The organism is Amycolatopsis alkalitolerans, assembly GCF_006152065.1.
GTDB lineage: Bacteria > Actinomycetota > Actinomycetes > Mycobacteriales > Pseudonocardiaceae > Amycolatopsis_E > Amycolatopsis_E alkalitolerans.
This window is the reverse complement of record NZ_VDFW01000016.1, coordinates 39,143-53,612: the sequence shown is the minus strand read 5'-3', so window position 1 is coordinate 53,612 and position 14,470 is coordinate 39,143. Positions and strand designations below refer to the sequence as shown.

17 protein-coding genes and 2 pseudogenes are annotated in these 14,470 nt (G+C 68.5%); 11 read left to right on the top strand and 8 right to left on the bottom strand.

Annotation, left to right across the window (positions count from 1 at the left end; translation table 11 throughout):
* Window positions 1-152: 152 nt before the first annotated feature.
* The 4 genes and pseudogenes from FG385_RS18875 to kdpF all read left to right on the top strand — a co-directional run.
* A pseudogene (locus tag FG385_RS18875) lies at window positions 153-687 on the top strand (hypothetical protein); the annotation flags it as partial.
* Window positions 681-1,259: pseudogene (locus FG385_RS18870) on the top strand (winged helix-turn-helix domain-containing protein); the annotation flags it as partial. The pseudogenes FG385_RS18875 and FG385_RS18870, both read left to right, overlap by 7 nt.
* 48 nt (window positions 1,260-1,307) lie before the next feature.
* On the top strand, window positions 1,308-1,490 hold the full coding sequence (locus tag FG385_RS34395) for a hypothetical protein (RefSeq protein WP_200834547.1): 183 nt from the start codon (window positions 1,308-1,310) through the stop codon (window positions 1,488-1,490).
* Between the two features lie 3 nt (window positions 1,491-1,493).
* On the top strand, window positions 1,494-1,586 hold the full coding sequence (gene kdpF, locus FG385_RS18865; RefSeq protein ID WP_139098080.1) for a K(+)-transporting ATPase subunit F: 93 nt from the start codon (window positions 1,494-1,496) through the stop codon (window positions 1,584-1,586).
* Between the two features lie 47 nt (window positions 1,587-1,633).
* Here kdpF and FG385_RS18860 read toward each other — a convergent pair whose 3' ends face one another.
* Window positions 1,634-2,272 carry a TetR/AcrR family transcriptional regulator gene (locus FG385_RS18860; protein ID WP_139098079.1) on the bottom strand — a complete coding sequence of 213 codons (639 nt, stop codon included), beginning with the start codon at window positions 2,270-2,272 and terminating at the stop codon, window positions 1,634-1,636.
* Between the two features lie 105 nt (window positions 2,273-2,377).
* Between FG385_RS18860 and FG385_RS18855 the strand changes: the two genes are divergently transcribed.
* A complete protein-coding gene (locus FG385_RS18855) occupies window positions 2,378-3,469 on the top strand; it encodes an NmrA family NAD(P)-binding protein (protein WP_160148842.1) in 1,092 nt (363 codons plus the stop codon).
* Window positions 3,466-4,281 carry a class I SAM-dependent methyltransferase gene (locus FG385_RS18850; RefSeq protein WP_139098077.1) on the top strand — a complete coding sequence of 272 codons (816 nt, stop codon included), beginning with the start codon at window positions 3,466-3,468 and terminating at the stop codon, window positions 4,279-4,281. Before FG385_RS18855 ends, FG385_RS18850 begins: the two co-directional genes overlap by 4 nt.
* 26 nt (window positions 4,282-4,307) lie before the next feature.
* Here the strand turns inward: FG385_RS18850 and FG385_RS18845 are convergent, their stop codons facing one another.
* The 4 genes from FG385_RS18845 to FG385_RS18830 are packed head-to-tail and all read right to left on the bottom strand — an operon-like array spanning window position 4,308 to window position 6,545.
* Window positions 4,308-5,075, bottom strand: coding sequence for an ABC transporter permease (locus tag FG385_RS18845; RefSeq protein ID WP_139098076.1), 768 nt, complete (start codon window positions 5,073-5,075; stop codon window positions 4,308-4,310).
* Window positions 5,072-5,842, bottom strand: a complete 771-nt coding sequence (locus FG385_RS18840) for an ABC transporter ATP-binding protein (protein WP_139098075.1) — start codon at window positions 5,840-5,842, stop codon at window positions 5,072-5,074. Before FG385_RS18840 ends, FG385_RS18845 begins: the two co-directional genes overlap by 4 nt.
* The gene (locus tag FG385_RS18835; protein ID WP_139098074.1) at window positions 5,842-6,213 is read right to left on the bottom strand and encodes a DUF1048 domain-containing protein; all 372 of its coding nucleotides are present in this window, start codon (window positions 6,211-6,213) and stop codon (window positions 5,842-5,844) included. The genes FG385_RS18840 and FG385_RS18835 overlap by 1 nt, the downstream gene beginning before the upstream one ends.
* Window positions 6,214-6,215: 2 nt before the next feature.
* Window positions 6,216-6,545: a PadR family transcriptional regulator gene (locus FG385_RS18830; RefSeq protein ID WP_139098073.1), complete on the bottom strand. Its 330-nt coding sequence runs from the start codon at window positions 6,543-6,545 to the stop codon at window positions 6,216-6,218.
* A 134-nt stretch (window positions 6,546-6,679) separates the two neighbouring features.
* Here FG385_RS18830 and FG385_RS34390 point away from each other — a divergent pair, with 134 nt between their 5' ends.
* The 5 genes from FG385_RS34390 to FG385_RS18800 all read left to right on the top strand — a co-directional run bounded on the left by FG385_RS34390 (window position 6,680) and on the right by FG385_RS18800 (window position 11,454).
* Complete coding sequence (locus tag FG385_RS34390) at window positions 6,680-7,780, top strand: GNAT family N-acetyltransferase (protein ID WP_200834529.1); 1,101 nt, start codon at window positions 6,680-6,682, stop codon at window positions 7,778-7,780.
* 86 nt (window positions 7,781-7,866) lie between these two features.
* Window positions 7,867-9,222: an MFS transporter gene (locus FG385_RS18815; protein ID WP_235022654.1), complete on the top strand. Its 1,356-nt coding sequence runs from the start codon at window positions 7,867-7,869 to the stop codon at window positions 9,220-9,222.
* A gap of 34 nt (window positions 9,223-9,256) precedes the next feature.
* The gene (locus FG385_RS18810) at window positions 9,257-9,466 is read left to right on the top strand and encodes a hypothetical protein (protein WP_235022653.1); all 210 of its coding nucleotides are present in this window, start codon (window positions 9,257-9,259) and stop codon (window positions 9,464-9,466) included.
* Window positions 9,467-9,565: 99 nt separating this feature from the next.
* A complete protein-coding gene (locus FG385_RS18805; RefSeq protein WP_200834528.1) occupies window positions 9,566-10,192 on the top strand; it encodes a GntR family transcriptional regulator in 627 nt (208 codons plus the stop codon).
* A 20-nt stretch (window positions 10,193-10,212) separates the two neighbouring features.
* A complete protein-coding gene (locus FG385_RS18800) occupies window positions 10,213-11,454 on the top strand; it encodes an alpha-hydroxy acid oxidase (RefSeq protein WP_139098071.1) in 1,242 nt (413 codons plus the stop codon).
* A 154-nt stretch (window positions 11,455-11,608) separates the two neighbouring features.
* On the opposite strand, the gene FG385_RS18795 is transcribed toward FG385_RS18800, so the two are convergent.
* From FG385_RS18795 to FG385_RS18785, 3 genes are all read right to left on the bottom strand, one after another.
* Complete coding sequence (locus tag FG385_RS18795; RefSeq protein WP_235022652.1) at window positions 11,609-12,475, bottom strand: site-specific integrase; 867 nt, start codon at window positions 12,473-12,475, stop codon at window positions 11,609-11,611.
* Between the two features lie 446 nt (window positions 12,476-12,921).
* Window positions 12,922-13,473: an RHS repeat-associated core domain-containing protein gene (locus FG385_RS18790; RefSeq protein ID WP_235022651.1), complete on the bottom strand. Its 552-nt coding sequence runs from the start codon at window positions 13,471-13,473 to the stop codon at window positions 12,922-12,924.
* Between the two features lie 63 nt (window positions 13,474-13,536).
* Window positions 13,537-14,097, bottom strand: a complete 561-nt coding sequence (locus tag FG385_RS18785) for a hypothetical protein (RefSeq protein ID WP_139098070.1) — start codon at window positions 14,095-14,097, stop codon at window positions 13,537-13,539.
* Between the last annotated feature and the right edge of the window lie 373 nt (window positions 14,098-14,470).

Below are 14,470 nucleotides of genomic sequence, written 5' to 3'. Positions count from 1 at the left end.
AACTGGGGTGGACGTCCTCGTCGCAGGAGCCGGCATCGGGGATTGAGCACGTTCAGCCTGCCGGCCCTGCGCTGGTTGTAGGGCCATGAGGTCCTGCCGGGACCAGCCGGTGCGGCCTGGAGGTGACGCCGCGCCGGACGGTCCGGTACCGGGACGCCGGGATCGAGGTGCTGTCCACGGTGAACGTGCAGCATCTGGAGAGCCTCAACGACGTGGTCGAGCGGATCACCGGCATGAAACAGCGCGAGACGGTGCCGGACGAGGTGGTGCGCCGCGCACGGCAGATCGGGCGCGCCGGATCGCGACGCGGGCCGGGGCGGATCTACTGGTGGTGCACGCGCTGCGCAGCGACGGTCTGGCCGGGGCGCCGGCCGACGCGCTGGCCCGCTACCGGCGGCTGGCCGAGGACGTCGGCGGCAGCTTCCACACCGTGGTCGGCGATGACGTGCCCGGCGCGCTGCTGGACTTCGCGCGCGGGGTCACGCGACCCAGCTGGTGCTGGGCACGTCCCGGCGATCCCGGCTGGCGCGGTTGTTCGACGAGGGCATCGGGGCGGCCACCGTGCAGGCTTCGGGTCCGATCGACGTGCACATGGTGACGCACGAGGAGGCGGCGCGGCGCCGGCTGCGGCATCTGGGGGAGGTGACCCGGGCCCCGGCGGGGTGGGTGCTCGCGGCGGTGCTGCCGACGAGCACAAACCCGATGTGGCGGTGCTCGACCTGGGGCTGCCCGACCTGGACGGCGCCGAGGTCATCACCGGCCTGCGCGGCTGGAGCCGGGCGCCGATCATCGTGCTGTCCGGCCGCACGGCCACCGCGGACAAGGTGGCCGCGCTGGCCGCCGGCGCGGACGATTACGTGACCAAACCGTTCGACGTCGCCGAGTTGCTGGCCCGCATCCGGGTCGCGGTGCGCCACGCGACCGTGACCGCACCCGATCCGGGCGAACGGGCGGTGGACGCGGGGGACTTCACGGTGGATCTCGCGGCGAAGAAGGTGGCCAGGGACGGCCGGGACGTTCGCCTGACCCCGACCGAATGGGCTGTGCTCGAGATCCTGGTACGCGACGAGGATCTGCTGGTCACCGGGGCGCAGCTGCTGAATGAGGTGTGGGGGCCCGAGCACGCCGAGGACACCCACTACCTTCGGGTCTACGTCGCCCAGCTGCGCCGCAAGCTCGAGCCGAACCCTTCGCACCCGCGGCATTTGATCACCGAGCCCGGCGTGGGCTACCGATTCACCCGCGAACCGGAGCGCTGACGGGTCGTTCTCCCGGGAAGAGTGTAAAGGCCGGTATGCACCTTACGGGTGATTCCGGTCTGCTGGGCCACGCGCAACTACTGGGACGTACCGGAACAATGGCCGATCTCGTCTTCATCCCAAGTCATCCTCGCCTTCTTCGGGCTGTCCGTGCTCTACGTGCGCGGGTGCGACCGGATCATCCGGCGTGACGAGGCCGCCGCGGAGCCCGAGCGTGAGGTGGCCCGGTAGGCCGTGGACACCGTAGACAACATCGTCGGGCTCGTCATCGCCGTGGCGCTGATCGCGTTCCTGCTCGCGGCGCTCCTGTTCCCTGAGAGGTTCTGATGTCGTTCAGCCGCGGATGATGCCCTCGTAACCGTAGCCGTGATTGTTCACGGTTCTTCGGCCGGACGGCGCAGCAATCCTCGTTCGATGAGGCCGAACACCTGCCGGAGCGCGAAGTCGAGATCGGCGCCGGTGGCCGGTAACGGTCCGTCGAGCAGCAGGCTGGCCAGGCCGTGGACCGCCGACCAGACGGCGATCTCGGCACCCGGTCTGCGGTCCTGGTCCAGCAGGCCGGCGGACTGCGCCTGATCGAGAACCTGACCGAGGATGTCGAACGGTTCGGCCTCGCCCCTGGCCGGTGCGCCGTCGTTGCCACCGGTGGCCGGGTGCTGGGCGAACGCGGTGCGGAACAGCCCGGGATTGGTCAGCGCGAAGTCGATATAGGCTGTCCCGACCGCAGCGAGCCGCTCCGGGGGATGGGTGACGCGGTTGAGGCGCCGGCGCATCTCCGCGGCCAGTTCGCCTCTGGCATGGCGCGACACCTCGGCGAGCAACGCCTCGCGGTCGGCGAAGTGGCGATATGCCGCCGAGTGCGACACCCCGGCCGCGCGGGCGGCCTCCCGCAGGATCACCCGGTCTGGCCCCCCTTCGCGCGCCAATGCGATACCCGCGTCGAGCAGAGCCTGTCGCAGCGCGCCGTGGTGGTAGGGCTTACGGCGGTCCGGATGGCCGCTGGCTGGACTCATGACGTCAGGATCGCACACCGACCCCGGATGTTGACAACGGTCACATGCGCCCGCATACTGACGATGTGACCAATGGTCACATGTCTTGATGTGAAGGGGAATCCGATGGCACAAACACGTGTGCTGGTCACCGGCGCCACGGGCAGGATCGGCGGCGCGGTTGCCGCGCAACTGCTGGCACAGGGCGTGCCGACCAGGGCGCTGGTGCACCGTGACGACGAGCGCGGCGCCCGCCTGCGGGCTTTGGGCGCCGAAGTCGTGGTGGCCGACATGGCCGACTACCAGCAAGTCCACGCCGCGCTCGGCGGGGTCGACCGGATGTTTTTCAACCCGCCCTACCATCCCCACGCGCTGGACAGCGCGGTCGCCTTCGCGGTGGCCGCGCGGCGCCAGGGGGTGCAGGCCGTGGTGGCGTTGGGGCAGTGGCTGGCCAGCCCCGAGCATCCGTCGCTGATGACCCGGCAGCACTGGCTGACCGGCAAGCTGTTCGCGCTGCTGCCCGACACCGCGCATGTCGCGGTCGATCCGGGATTTTTCGCCGACAACTACATGAATCTCATCCCGGTGGCCGCCCAGCTGGGCGTGCTGCCGATGCCGGCCGGCGCCGGCCGGAACGCACCGCCCTCCAACGAGGACATCGCCCGCGTCGTGGTGGGCGGACTGCTCGATCCCGGCCGGCACGACGGGCGGGCGTACCGGCCGACCGGACCGGCGCTGCTGTCGGCGCCCGAGATCGCCCAGGCCATCGGCGACGCGCTGGGCCGGCGAGTCCGCCACGTCGACGTCTCCCCGTCGATGTTCATGCGGGCCGTGCGGGTGGACGCAAAGCGCCTGCGGGCCGACCTGTTCTTCCAGTCCAGCCTGCGTCACTACCTTCCCGAGCACGCACTGGGGACCTGGGCGGTCGGCGGAGTGACCACGCACGTCCGCGACGTCGCCGGTGTCGAGCCGGAAGACTTCCCGACCATCGTCCGCCGCTACACCACGGGCCCGCGGACCCGGCGAACGGCCGGGAACTTCCTGCGCGTGCTGGCGGAGTCCATGGTGATGGCGGTCGTGCCGATGCACCGGCTGGACTCCTTCGACCGCAGGCAGCAGCATCCCCGGCCGGCGCACCCGGCGTTATCGGGCGAATCCGAATTCTGGAGCCGCGAGCACCCGGAGCGCGGCATCGGCTTGAAAAGGAGCAGACCATGACGGACGCCTCGATCCAGCACCAGTACGCGACCGGCGCCTCACGGGCCGGCATCGAGAATGCCCTGATCGCTGCCGGGAAAGACCTCCACCGCCTGGTGCCCGCCGACCTCGCGCCGCTGGAAGACTTCCACACCATGGGCCGATTGGCCACCAGTCACCTGGTGGGCCTGACCGGGCTCACCCCGCGGACCCGGGTACTCGACGCCGGCAGCGGGATCGGCGGTACCGCCCGCTACATCGCCGACCGATGTGGGTGCCGGGTGACCACTGTGGACGCGACCGAGGACTACTGCGGCACGGCCCGCCGGCTCAACCACCTCGTCGGGCTGGATGACCGGATTTCCGTTCACCACGGGGATGTCACCGCGCTCCCGTTCGCCGGGGCCGCCTTCGGGGTCGTGTTCACTCAGCACCTGCACATGAACGTCGCCGACAAGTCCCGCCTTTACCGGGAAGCGCGCCGGGTCCTGGTCGGCGGGGGACTGCTTGCGCTCTGGGAAATCACCGCCGGCGCGCCCGGCGAACTCGGCTATCCGCTGCCCTGCGCCGACCACCCCCGGCACAGCCATCTGGTCACCGCCGATGCGTTGCGCGGGGTCATCCAGGACGCGGGGTTTGCCGTCCAGACCTGGAACGACCTCACCGATCAGGCGTCCGCCACGATGCACGCGATGCTGGCCTCGCCGCCCGGCGCCCTGGGGCTGCACGCCTTCGTGCCCAACTTCACCGAGAAGGCCAGGAACCTGAGCCTGGCCCTCTCCGACGGCAGGCTCCGCGCCATCCAGGGCATCGCCCGGGCCGGCGGATCATGACATCGAGCCGGGCACGACCACCCGGGTCAGGAAATCTTGCGGCGATAGATGACCATCGCGAAGGCGAAGGCGACCAGCAGGGCGCCGACGGTCCAGGCGAGGGCGATCCAGATGTCGCTGCTGACCGGCTGCTCGGTGAACAGGTCCCGGATCGTGTTGACGATCGGTGTCACGGGCTGGTATTCGGCGAACCAGCGCACCGGGCCCGGCATCGTCTGCGTGGGCACGAACGCCGAACTGATGAACGGCAGGAAGATCAGCGGGTAGGAGAACGCGCTCGCGCCGGTGACCGATTTCGCGGAGAGGCCCGGGATGACGGCGACCCACGTCAGCGCGAAGGTGAACAGGATCAGGATGCCGGCCACCGCGAGCCACGCCCCGACGCCCGCGCCGGTACGGAATCCCATGGCGAGGGCGACGCCCACGACGATCGCGAGCGAGATGACGTTCGCGACGAGCGAGGTCAGCACGTGCGACCACAGCACGCCCGAGCGTGCGATCGGCATGGACTGGAACCGCCCGAAGATCCCGGTGGTCATGTCGATGAACAGCCGGAACGCCGTGTAGGAGATGCCCGAGGCGATCGTGATGAGCAGGATGCCCGGCAGCATGTAGCGGACGTACGTGCCCGAGTCGGCCCCCTGGCTGATCGCGCCGCCGAACACGTAGACGAACAGCAGCATCATCGCGATCGGGGTGAGCGCGGTCGTGATGATGGTGTCCATACTGCGCGTGACGTGCTTCAGTGATCGTCCCGTGAGGACAGCGGTGTCGCTGAAGAAGTGGGTGCTCATTGTCCGTTCCTGTCGTCGTCGCCGACGATGGCGAGGAACACGTCCTCGAGCGTCGGCTGCTTCTCGACGTACTCGACCTTCGCCGGCGGGAGGAGTTGCTTCAGTTCGGCGAGGGAGCCGTCCACGATGATCCGCCCGTGGTGGAGGATCGCTATCCGGTCGGCGAACTGTTCGGCCTCGTCGAGGTACTGCGTGGTGAGCAGCACCGTCGTGCCGCGCGAGGCGAGTTCCTTGACGGCGTCCCACACCTCGATCCGCGCCTCGGGGTCGAGTCCGGTGGTCGGCTCGTCGAGGAAGATCACCGGCGGGTCGCCGATGAGGCTCATCGCGAGGTCAAGGCGGCGGCGCATGCCACCGGAATACGTCGAAACCTTCCGCCCGCCCGCCTCGGTCAGCGAGAAGCGGGCCAGCAGGTCGTCCGCGATCGCGCCTGGACGCTTCAGATGCCGCAGCCTGGCGACGAGCACCAGGTTCTCCCGTCCGCTGAGGATCTCGTCGACGGCCGCGAACTGGCCGGTGAGGCTGATGGATTCCCGCACCTCGGCGCCCTGCGAGGCGACGTCGAAACCGTTGACGCCCGCGGTTCCCGCGTCCGCCTTGAGCAGCGTGGACAGGATGTTCACCACGGTGGTCTTGCCCGCCCCGTTGGAGCCGAGCAGGGCGAAGATGCTGCCCCGCGCCACGTCGAAGTCCACGCCGCGCAGCACGTGCAGCTTCCCGTAGGACTTCTCCAGGCCCCGCACGCTGATCGCCTGCTGCGCGAGCATCAGTCCGTCCCCTTTTCTTCTTCGGCACGTTCGATGGCGGTGATCAGCCGTGCCCGCTCCCGGGTGACATACCCGCCCTTGTCGTAGTTCTGAATCAGCGCTTCGACGAACTCGACCGGATCGTCGCCGACGATCTCGCGGATCGGCGTTCCGTCCGCCGCGGCACGTTCGAACAGATCGGCGACGTCCTCGAACAGCGACTCCGCATTCTCGGCCTCCATCGGCCCGAAGTGCATCAGGTACCGCTCGATCGCATCGACCGCCGTGCGGTAGTTCCCGGGAAGCTGCCGAACGCGCGCCTTGTACGCCCGCCACCGCTTCTTGGGGCCGATCACCTTTGCGACGAAGCCGCCCTTTTCCGTGTCGGACATGGTCACTTTCCTCCTTCGCGGAGCTGCTCCAGCCGTTCTGAGAGGAAGCTCCAGGTCCTCCAGAACTCGTCGAGGTATTCGCGTCCCTGAGCGTTGAGGGTGTACACCTTGCGCGGCGGCCCCTTCTCGGACGGGACCTTCTCCACGTCGACGAGGCCTCGTCGCTCGAGCCGCACGAGGACCGCGTAGACGGTGCCCTCGGCGATATCGGAGAAGCCCTGATCCCGCAGCCATGCCGTGATCTCGTAGCCGTACGCGGGCAGCGTGGACAGGATCGCGAGCACGATGCCTTCCAGAATCCCCTTGAGCATCTCCGTCGTCTGCTTGCCCATGGGTGCCTGCCCTCCTACTCAGTGTCGTTGACTACCAGTACATAGTAACGCTGACTACCGGTAGATAGCAACACTGACTAGTGAGCTGCGATTAAGCTGTACATAGATGTCCGAGTTAGGGGAAGAAGGGTCCGATGGTCGAGTCAGTCGCGGGAACGCCCGGCATCGAGGTCGAACTGCGCTCCGCGGAGCCGGCGGACGCCGCATCCATTGTCGGGATCTGGCGCGAGGGGTGGGCCGACGCGCACCTCGGTCACGTCCCCGATGCGCTGGTTGCCGCCCGCACGCCCGCCTCGTTCGATGATCGCGCCCGTCGCCGAATCGCCGACATCATCGTCGCGGTGCGCGACGGCGTCGTCGTCGGCTTCGTCCTGATCGACGGGGATCAGATCGACCAGCTCCACCTGGCCCGCACCGTCCGTGGCGGCGGGATCGGCGCAACCCTCCTGCGTGCCGCGGAACATGCCGTCGTGGCCGCCGGGCACCCGCGGGCGTGGCTCGCCGTCGCGACTGGCAACGCCCGGGCGCGGCGGTTCTACGAGCGGCAAGGGTGGGTCGATGAAGGGCAGTTCGCGCACCACGCGCCCGTTCCCGGCGGGGCCGTCGTGGTCGACTGCCACCGGTTCGTCAGCAGGGGGGTGGCCGGGTCCCGGATTAGGGCGAGCGCGTCCGCGGATCGCGGCAAGCGGGCTGACGCGCGCCGGAACATCGAGGCGATCGTCGAGGCGGCGACCCGGCTGCTCGCGGTCGATCCCGACGCCAGCGTGAACGAGATCGCGAAGGCTGCCGGCGTCGGCCGGGTCACGCTGTATGGCCACTTCGACTCCCGGACGGCGCTGATGCGGGAGGTCGCCGACCGGGCAATCCAGCAGACCGATCAGGCACTGACCGGAGTGGACCTCGGAGGCGATCCGCGCGATGCGCTCGGACGCCTGCTGGAGGTGACGTGGCAGCTGACCCACCGGTTCGGCGCTCTCGTCGTGGCGGCCTCGCACACGCTGCCTCCCGAGGCGATGCAGCGCGTGCACGACAAGCCGGCCGCGCGTGTCCGCACCCTGCTCGAACGGGGCCGCGACGCCGGGGAATTCCGCGGTGACGTGCCGATCGACTGGCAGCTCAGCGTGGTCCAGGCCATCCTGCACGGCGCGTCCACCGCGGTGCACCGCGGCGAGATCACCGCCGAGGCCGCGCCCGTACTGGTGCGCGACACCGTGCTCGCCGCACTCGCCGCGTGACCGCGCTCCTCACCGGCTCTTGTCGTACACGGATGTTCGAGTTACCGTATTCGTACATCACTGTTCGACTTATTGAGGTGGTTGAGGTGACTGCTCCCGATCCGCGTCGCTGGCGCACCCTCGCGCTGCTCGGTGTGGCGCAGTTGATGCTGATCGTCGACGTCACCGTGGTTGCGATCGCACTGCCCGACATGCAGGCCGACCTCGGGCTGGACCGCGCGGGGGTCACCTGGGTCGCAAGCGTCTACGCCCTGGTCTTCGGCGGCCTGATGCTGCTGGGCGGGAAGGCGGCCGACATCCTCGGGCCACGCCGGCTGGTGCTGGCCGGGCTGGCCCTGTTCGTCGTGGCGTCGCTGCTGGCTGGGCTGGCCGTCGCGCCGGCGGTTCTGCTGCTGGCGCGAGCTTTGCAGGGCGTGGGCGCCGCGGCGATGTCGCCGGCCGCGTTGTCGGTGATCGCCCGGACGTTCACGGGCGCTGAGCTGACCCGAGCGCTCGGGGTGTGGTCGGCGCTGGGTGGCGCGGGTGCCGCGGTCGGGGTGCTCCTCGGCGGAGTGCTGACCTCCGGTCCTGGCTGGCCGTGGGTGTTCTACGTCAACGTCCCGGTGGGTGCCGTACTGCTGGTGGGTCTGCTGCGCTCGGTCCGGCCGCTGCCGGGCTCGGGCGGCCGCCTCGACGCCGGCGGCTCCCTGCTGGTCACGCTCGCGACCGGCGCGGTGGTCTACGGCCTGGTCGCTGCCGGGGATCACGGCTGGCTCAGCGCGCACACACTGCTCGCGGTGCTCGCCGGGCTGGCCGGGTACGTGCTGTTCGTGCTGCGGGCACGATCGGCCGCCGTCCAGCTGATCGACCTGGCCATGCTCCGGCGGCGCCCGGTCCTGCGCGGCCTCGGCCTGATCTTCGTGGCCACGGCACTGATGATCTCGGTGTTCTTCCTCGGCTCGTTCACCCTGCGGCAGGTGCACGGGTTCACCGCGCTGCAGACCGGGCTGTCGTTCCTGCCGGTCGCGCTCGGCACCATCCTCGGCTCGAACCTTGCCGGGCGGGTCATCCCCCGGTGGGGCGTCCGCGTGGTGTCGGTGGCCGGGCTGCTCGTCGCGGCCGCCGGGCTGGCGGCGGCCGCGGGGATCGTCTCGATGACCGCGCTCATCGTCGCCACCAGCGTGGCCGGGTTCGGCATCGGCGCCACGTTCGTCGCCTCGGCCGGGAGCATGTTCTCCGCGGTGCGGCCGCAGGAGGCCGGGGTCGCCTCCGGCGCGCTCAGCATGTTCCACGAGTTCGGTGCCGCGACCGGGGTGTCGGCGGTCTCCAGCGTCGCGGCCACGACGTTGCTGGCACCGGGCTTCGACGGCTTCGCGTCGGGCTACTGGTTCGCGGCCGCCGTCGCCGTGCTCGTCGGCCTCGCCTCGCTGGCCCGGCCGCGCGCGGTCCGCCGAGCCGGCTGACCAACCTGTCCGGACTACATCCAAGGAGGCACACATGCGCAGGGGCATCTGCCCGTTCGGCGACGACGGCGGCGACGGGCGGGATCGGGACTGGAAGGGCCGGTGGGGCGACGATCCGCCGTTCCACGCCCCGGTCTTCGTGCTCACGCACTACCCGCGCGACCCGCAGCCGATGGACGGCGGTACCACGTACCACTTCGTCACCGACGGAATCGAGCCGGCGCTGGCCCGGTCACACACGTGACATACCGCGTACGTCGCTGAACCGCAAAGTTGCTAGGCGGCCTGATTGTTTGACAATCTGCTATATTGTCGACCAATCGTCGGTGCGGGCGGAGGCGTGATGGTCGTGGAGCAGCACGCGAGCGTGCTCCCTGAGGTGGTCTACGAGAGCCTGCGGTCGAGCATCATCGCGCAGGATGTGGCACCCGGTTCGATGGTGACCGAATCTACTGTCGCGGCGCGGTTCGGTGTGGCCCGGCAGACGGCGAAGGTCGCGATCGAGCGTCTCGTCGTTGAGGGGTTGTTGCGCCGTGAGAAGCACAAGGCGGCGCGCGTGCCCGTACTGACCGCGGCCGAGATCGCCGATCTCTACGACAGTCGTGCGGTGGTGGAGTCGGCCGCGGTCGCGCGGCTTGGGGGTATCCCCGCCGCGGCGCTCGCGGCCCATCGCGCCCTGATCGGGGCGGGCGCCGACTTCGCGCGCCATGACATCGCGTTCCACCGCGCGCTCGTCGCCGGCCAGTCCAGCTCGCGGCTCGCCCGCATGCACGCGCTCATCATGGGCGAGGTCGAGCTCTGCATCGGCCAGGTGCAGGCCGCCCGCCTGCTCAGCGCCAACGATGTCGGGGACCAGCACCAGGGCATCCTCGACGCCGTTCTCGCCGGTGATTCCGATCGCGCGGCCCGTCTCACGTCCGAGCACATCGCGGTCAGTCGCGACCGGCTGCTCGCGCACGCCGGCTCCTGAATCCCGTCGAAAGGCGCATCATGGTGACCCGTCAGGTTCCGAAGCCGAGCGAGCTGCGTGAGCTGATGAAGTTCAAGAAGCCGGTGTTCAACGGCAAGCAGCGCCGGCTGGCCGCCGCGCTCACGATCGACGACCTGCGCGCGATCGCGAAGCGCCGCACCCCCAGGGCCGTGTTCGACTACACCGACGGCTCCGCGGAGGGCGAGATCTCGCTGGACCGCGCACGCCAGGCGTTCCTCGACGTCGAGTTCAGCCCGTCGATCCTGCGCGGCATGCCCGACAAGGTCGACACGTCGACGGAGATCTTCGGTGGCCCGTCGGCCCTGCCGTTCGCGATCGCGCCGACCGGCTTCACCCGGCTCATGCAGACCGAGGGCGAGACCGCCGGTGCGTCGGCCGCGGCCGCCGCCGGCATCCCGTTCACGCTCTCCACGCTGGGCACGACGTCGATCGAGAAGGTCAAGGAGGCCAACCCGAACGGCCGCAACTGGTTCCAGCTCTACGTCATGCGCGACCGGGAAATCTCCTACGACCTCACGAAGCGCGCGGCCACGGCCGGTTTCGACACGCTGTTCTTCACCGTCGACACCCCGGTCGCGGGCGCGCGCCTGCGCGACAGGCGCAACGGCTTCTCGATCCCGCCGCAGCTGACCCCCAGCACGATCGTCAACGCGATCCCGCGGCCCTCCTGGTGGTGGGACTTCCTGACCACACCCAAGCTCGAGTTCGCATCGCTGACCTCGACCGGCGGTACGGTCGGCGAGCTGCTCAACGCCGCGATGGACCCGTCGATCTCGTTCGACGATCTCGCGGTCATCCGGGACCTGTTCCCGGGCAAGATCGTCATCAAGGGTGTGCAGAACGTCGCCGACGCGAAGAAACTCGCCGACCTTGGCGTCGACGGCATCGTGCTCTCCAACCACGGCGGCCGCCAGCTCGACCGCGCACCGGTCCCGTTCCACCTGCTGCCGGATGTGGTGCGCGAGGTCGGCAAGGACACCGAGATCGCGATCGACACCGGCATCATGTCGGGCGCGGACATCGTCGCCTCGATCGCCCTCGGCGCGAAGTTCACCCTCGTCGGCCGCGCCTACCTCTACGGGCTCATGGCCGGCGGCCGCGAGGGCGTCGACCGCATGATCGACATCCTCCGCGACCAGATCGAACGCACCATGACCCTGCTCGGCGTCACGACCATCGGCGAGCTCACTCCCCATCACGTCACGCAGCTACAAAGGCTGACCCCCCGGGCGAAAACCTAGAACCGGGGCTGGATCGGCAAGCTCCGGATCGTCCGGTTCGGTTCCGGCGCCGATGAACGCCGGATGCCGCAGGTCACGTGCGAAATGCATGAGCACGCGGCGTTCGCCGTCGGCCGCTAACCTCGCACTGCGCCCAGCTACGGCAACAACCGATTCAAAAAATGTTCCCGCTCGGCCACCTGACGTGGGATAAGGCGCCCCGGCCCGTCAGGCCCGGGGACGGTTGGGGCTCGGCCGATTGCAGCGGCCAGGCTGCCGCGAACCCAGCAGCATAGAGCGCTATCGCTCCACTGGGCGCCAAGATCGTTGTATCGCTGCTGGCATCGGGCCTTGTGCTCACGCAGGAGCACCGTGGTTTCGGTGTCGTCTCCTTGCCGTTGCCGTGCAGTTTCGTATAGCTGCGGCGGATTTCGATGATCCCTTCGTCGAGGTGAACCCGATTCCAGCGAAGGGCGCAGACCTCATCTCGGCGAATTCCGGTCGTCATGACAAGCCACACGAGCGTGCCCCACTCCTCGTCCATCGCGAATGCCTTTTCGACGAGGCGAGCGGCATTGGCGGATGACGGCGGGTCAGGTTGTGGAGGTGCCTGTTTCGGGCGCTGCGCGATGCGCGCGGGGTTGGCGCTAATCCAGTCCCATCGGACGGCCGCATTAATGACGCCGCTGACGATCGAGTGGATCTGGCGAACGCTCGACGATGCCATGCCGATGCATTTGTGAGCCTTGCACCTCAGATTCTTGCAGTCGTGCTCGCGTTCGGCTTTGTGCTCGATGAAGGGGCGGCCATCGCATCGGGCGCGGCCGCGGCGAAGCTCGCCGTAGAACGTCTCCAACATTCGCGTGGTCAGCTTGTTCACGGGCACGGTGCCGATTGCGGGCCGGATCGTGCGCTCGATGTAGCCGATGTACCGGTGCCGCGTGGTGTCCTCGATATCCGCCGTGCGTAGCCGTTCGTCGATGGCGTACGAGAGCGTGACCGATGAGGTCGGCGAGCATTGCTGATCTATCTGGGCCTGCAATCGGGTGAGCGTCTTCTCTGCCTGCTTGTGGGCGGCCTTGTCCGTGCCTTTGACCGTCTCGTGAGGTAGCTGGGCTTGCCGGTCACGGGGTCGATGCCCGCGTACACGCGGACCTGGAGGGAGTTGCCGCGCTGGCGGATGTTGCCGCGTTTCCGGCCGTTGTCGCTGCTCGTCGGCTTGATCATGGCGTCAGCGTGAGCCCGGCATGATGGACAAAGATCAACTTTATGATCAAGAAATCCAGCAAATCCCCTGATCAAACGGCGTGGGCCTAACGTGTCAGCATACGAACCACGAAGTGCTGGTCGAAGGCCCTGAGATCGCGATTCGTCCGGTGGGTACTCGTCGTCTGGTGGCGGGTGGTTCCCGGTGAGCGACGACACGATCATCAGCGGTCTGACAGCTCTGCAAGCTGACGAGCTCGCCTACGTGACGTGTGGAGCCGACTACCTCCGTGCCCACGACACCGTATGCGCCCGTCCGTTGCCGATGGCTTTGAGGGTGCCGCAGAGCCATTTCCAGCAGCGGCCGTCGAGGTCGAGGTTGGTGATGGGGTCGCCGCCGGTGTAGTCGTAGTCGTTGGCGGAGCCGCCGGGGACGGGGTCGGTGGAGAGGAAGCGGCCGAGGAGGGGGCTGTAGGGGCGGGCTCCCATTTGGACGAGGGCGAGGGAGCCGGCGTGTTCGTAGGGGCGTTGGTGTTGGCCGAGCCAGCCGTAGTCCATCTGGCCGGGCTGGTTGTCGGGAACGGCGTCGGGGTCAACGGTGCCGGTGGGAGTGATGGGCTGTCCGTAGGGGTCGTAGGTGCGCAGCGGCCCGACCTGCGCCCTGGCCTGGTCGGTGGCGAGGGCGAAGTCGCCGCGGACGGTGGGGTGACTCCAGCCGGAGGACGTCCCGTCCGCGGGGGTGGTGTAGAGCACGCCGCCGGGCAGGGAGATCGAGCGGTGGTAGTTGACCCCAGGGCCGCAGGAGTACCACATCCCCGATTGACCCACAGCCACGCCGCCCGCAAGGTCTCCCGGCCGAGACATCGTCGCAGGAAGGCTGCGTGGGGAAGTCATCGCTTACAGGCGGACCAGTGCAGCCAAGCCGATGAAGATGGCATAGATCAGAATGAATCGCCAGATCCCGAACCGCCTTCGCTGGTAGGCAACCGGCTCCATGCCCGAGGTGGCTTCGCGGCGTGCTTGCTCGATCTGGTCACGCAGACCCCGCAGGTGCCGGTTCCCGCGTAATGCCGACGCGACTGATCCACCACCGACCGATGGATAGATCCGGAATCCGTTGGATAGAACGACAACCAGGTGGTCGTCGACGTCTAGTTCGTCGATCGCGGTCCAGGTGATCCACCATGAGAAGAACCAGTTACGCACATAAATGCCATCAGTACGGATCACCACCCGCGCCATCAGGACGGCGATCAGCAACCATAACGCCGGGGTGACCACGAGAATGACTCCAGCGACAGTACCGAAGTTGTCCTCGCGATCCTCCAATGGTGTGATAATCGTGAACATGAACCCAAGCGAGGCGACAAGGCAAACGATGCCGAATATGCGTTCGCCTTTTCGGTAGAGGACGGTGATGATGTCGCCGCTGCCGGGGGTTTTGGCTAGAACATGCATGCGCGGTTTCCTTGTTGGCAGATCACGGTGTTGACGCCGGTGCCGTAGGAGTACCAGACCCCGGATTGGCCCGTGTTCCACACGTAGTTCAGCGCAGTGGCTCTCGTGTTCACAGGTGCGCGGTGCCGTCCGCGATCACGTTGCACCGGCGGCTGGCTACGGTCTTGCACGATGTTGCGCCTACCAGGGTTGAGCGCACCCTTGCCGCCCACGACACGTGCGATCCCAACACCGGCAGCGAGCCCGGCCAGGTTCATTCCCGCCGCTGCCCAGTTGACACTTCCTCGAGTACGGTACTCGCCGGCTGTCGTGGCGAACCACAGAACAACACCTGCCGCTGCGCAGGCTCCGGCGCTGACGACCCGGCTCCGCC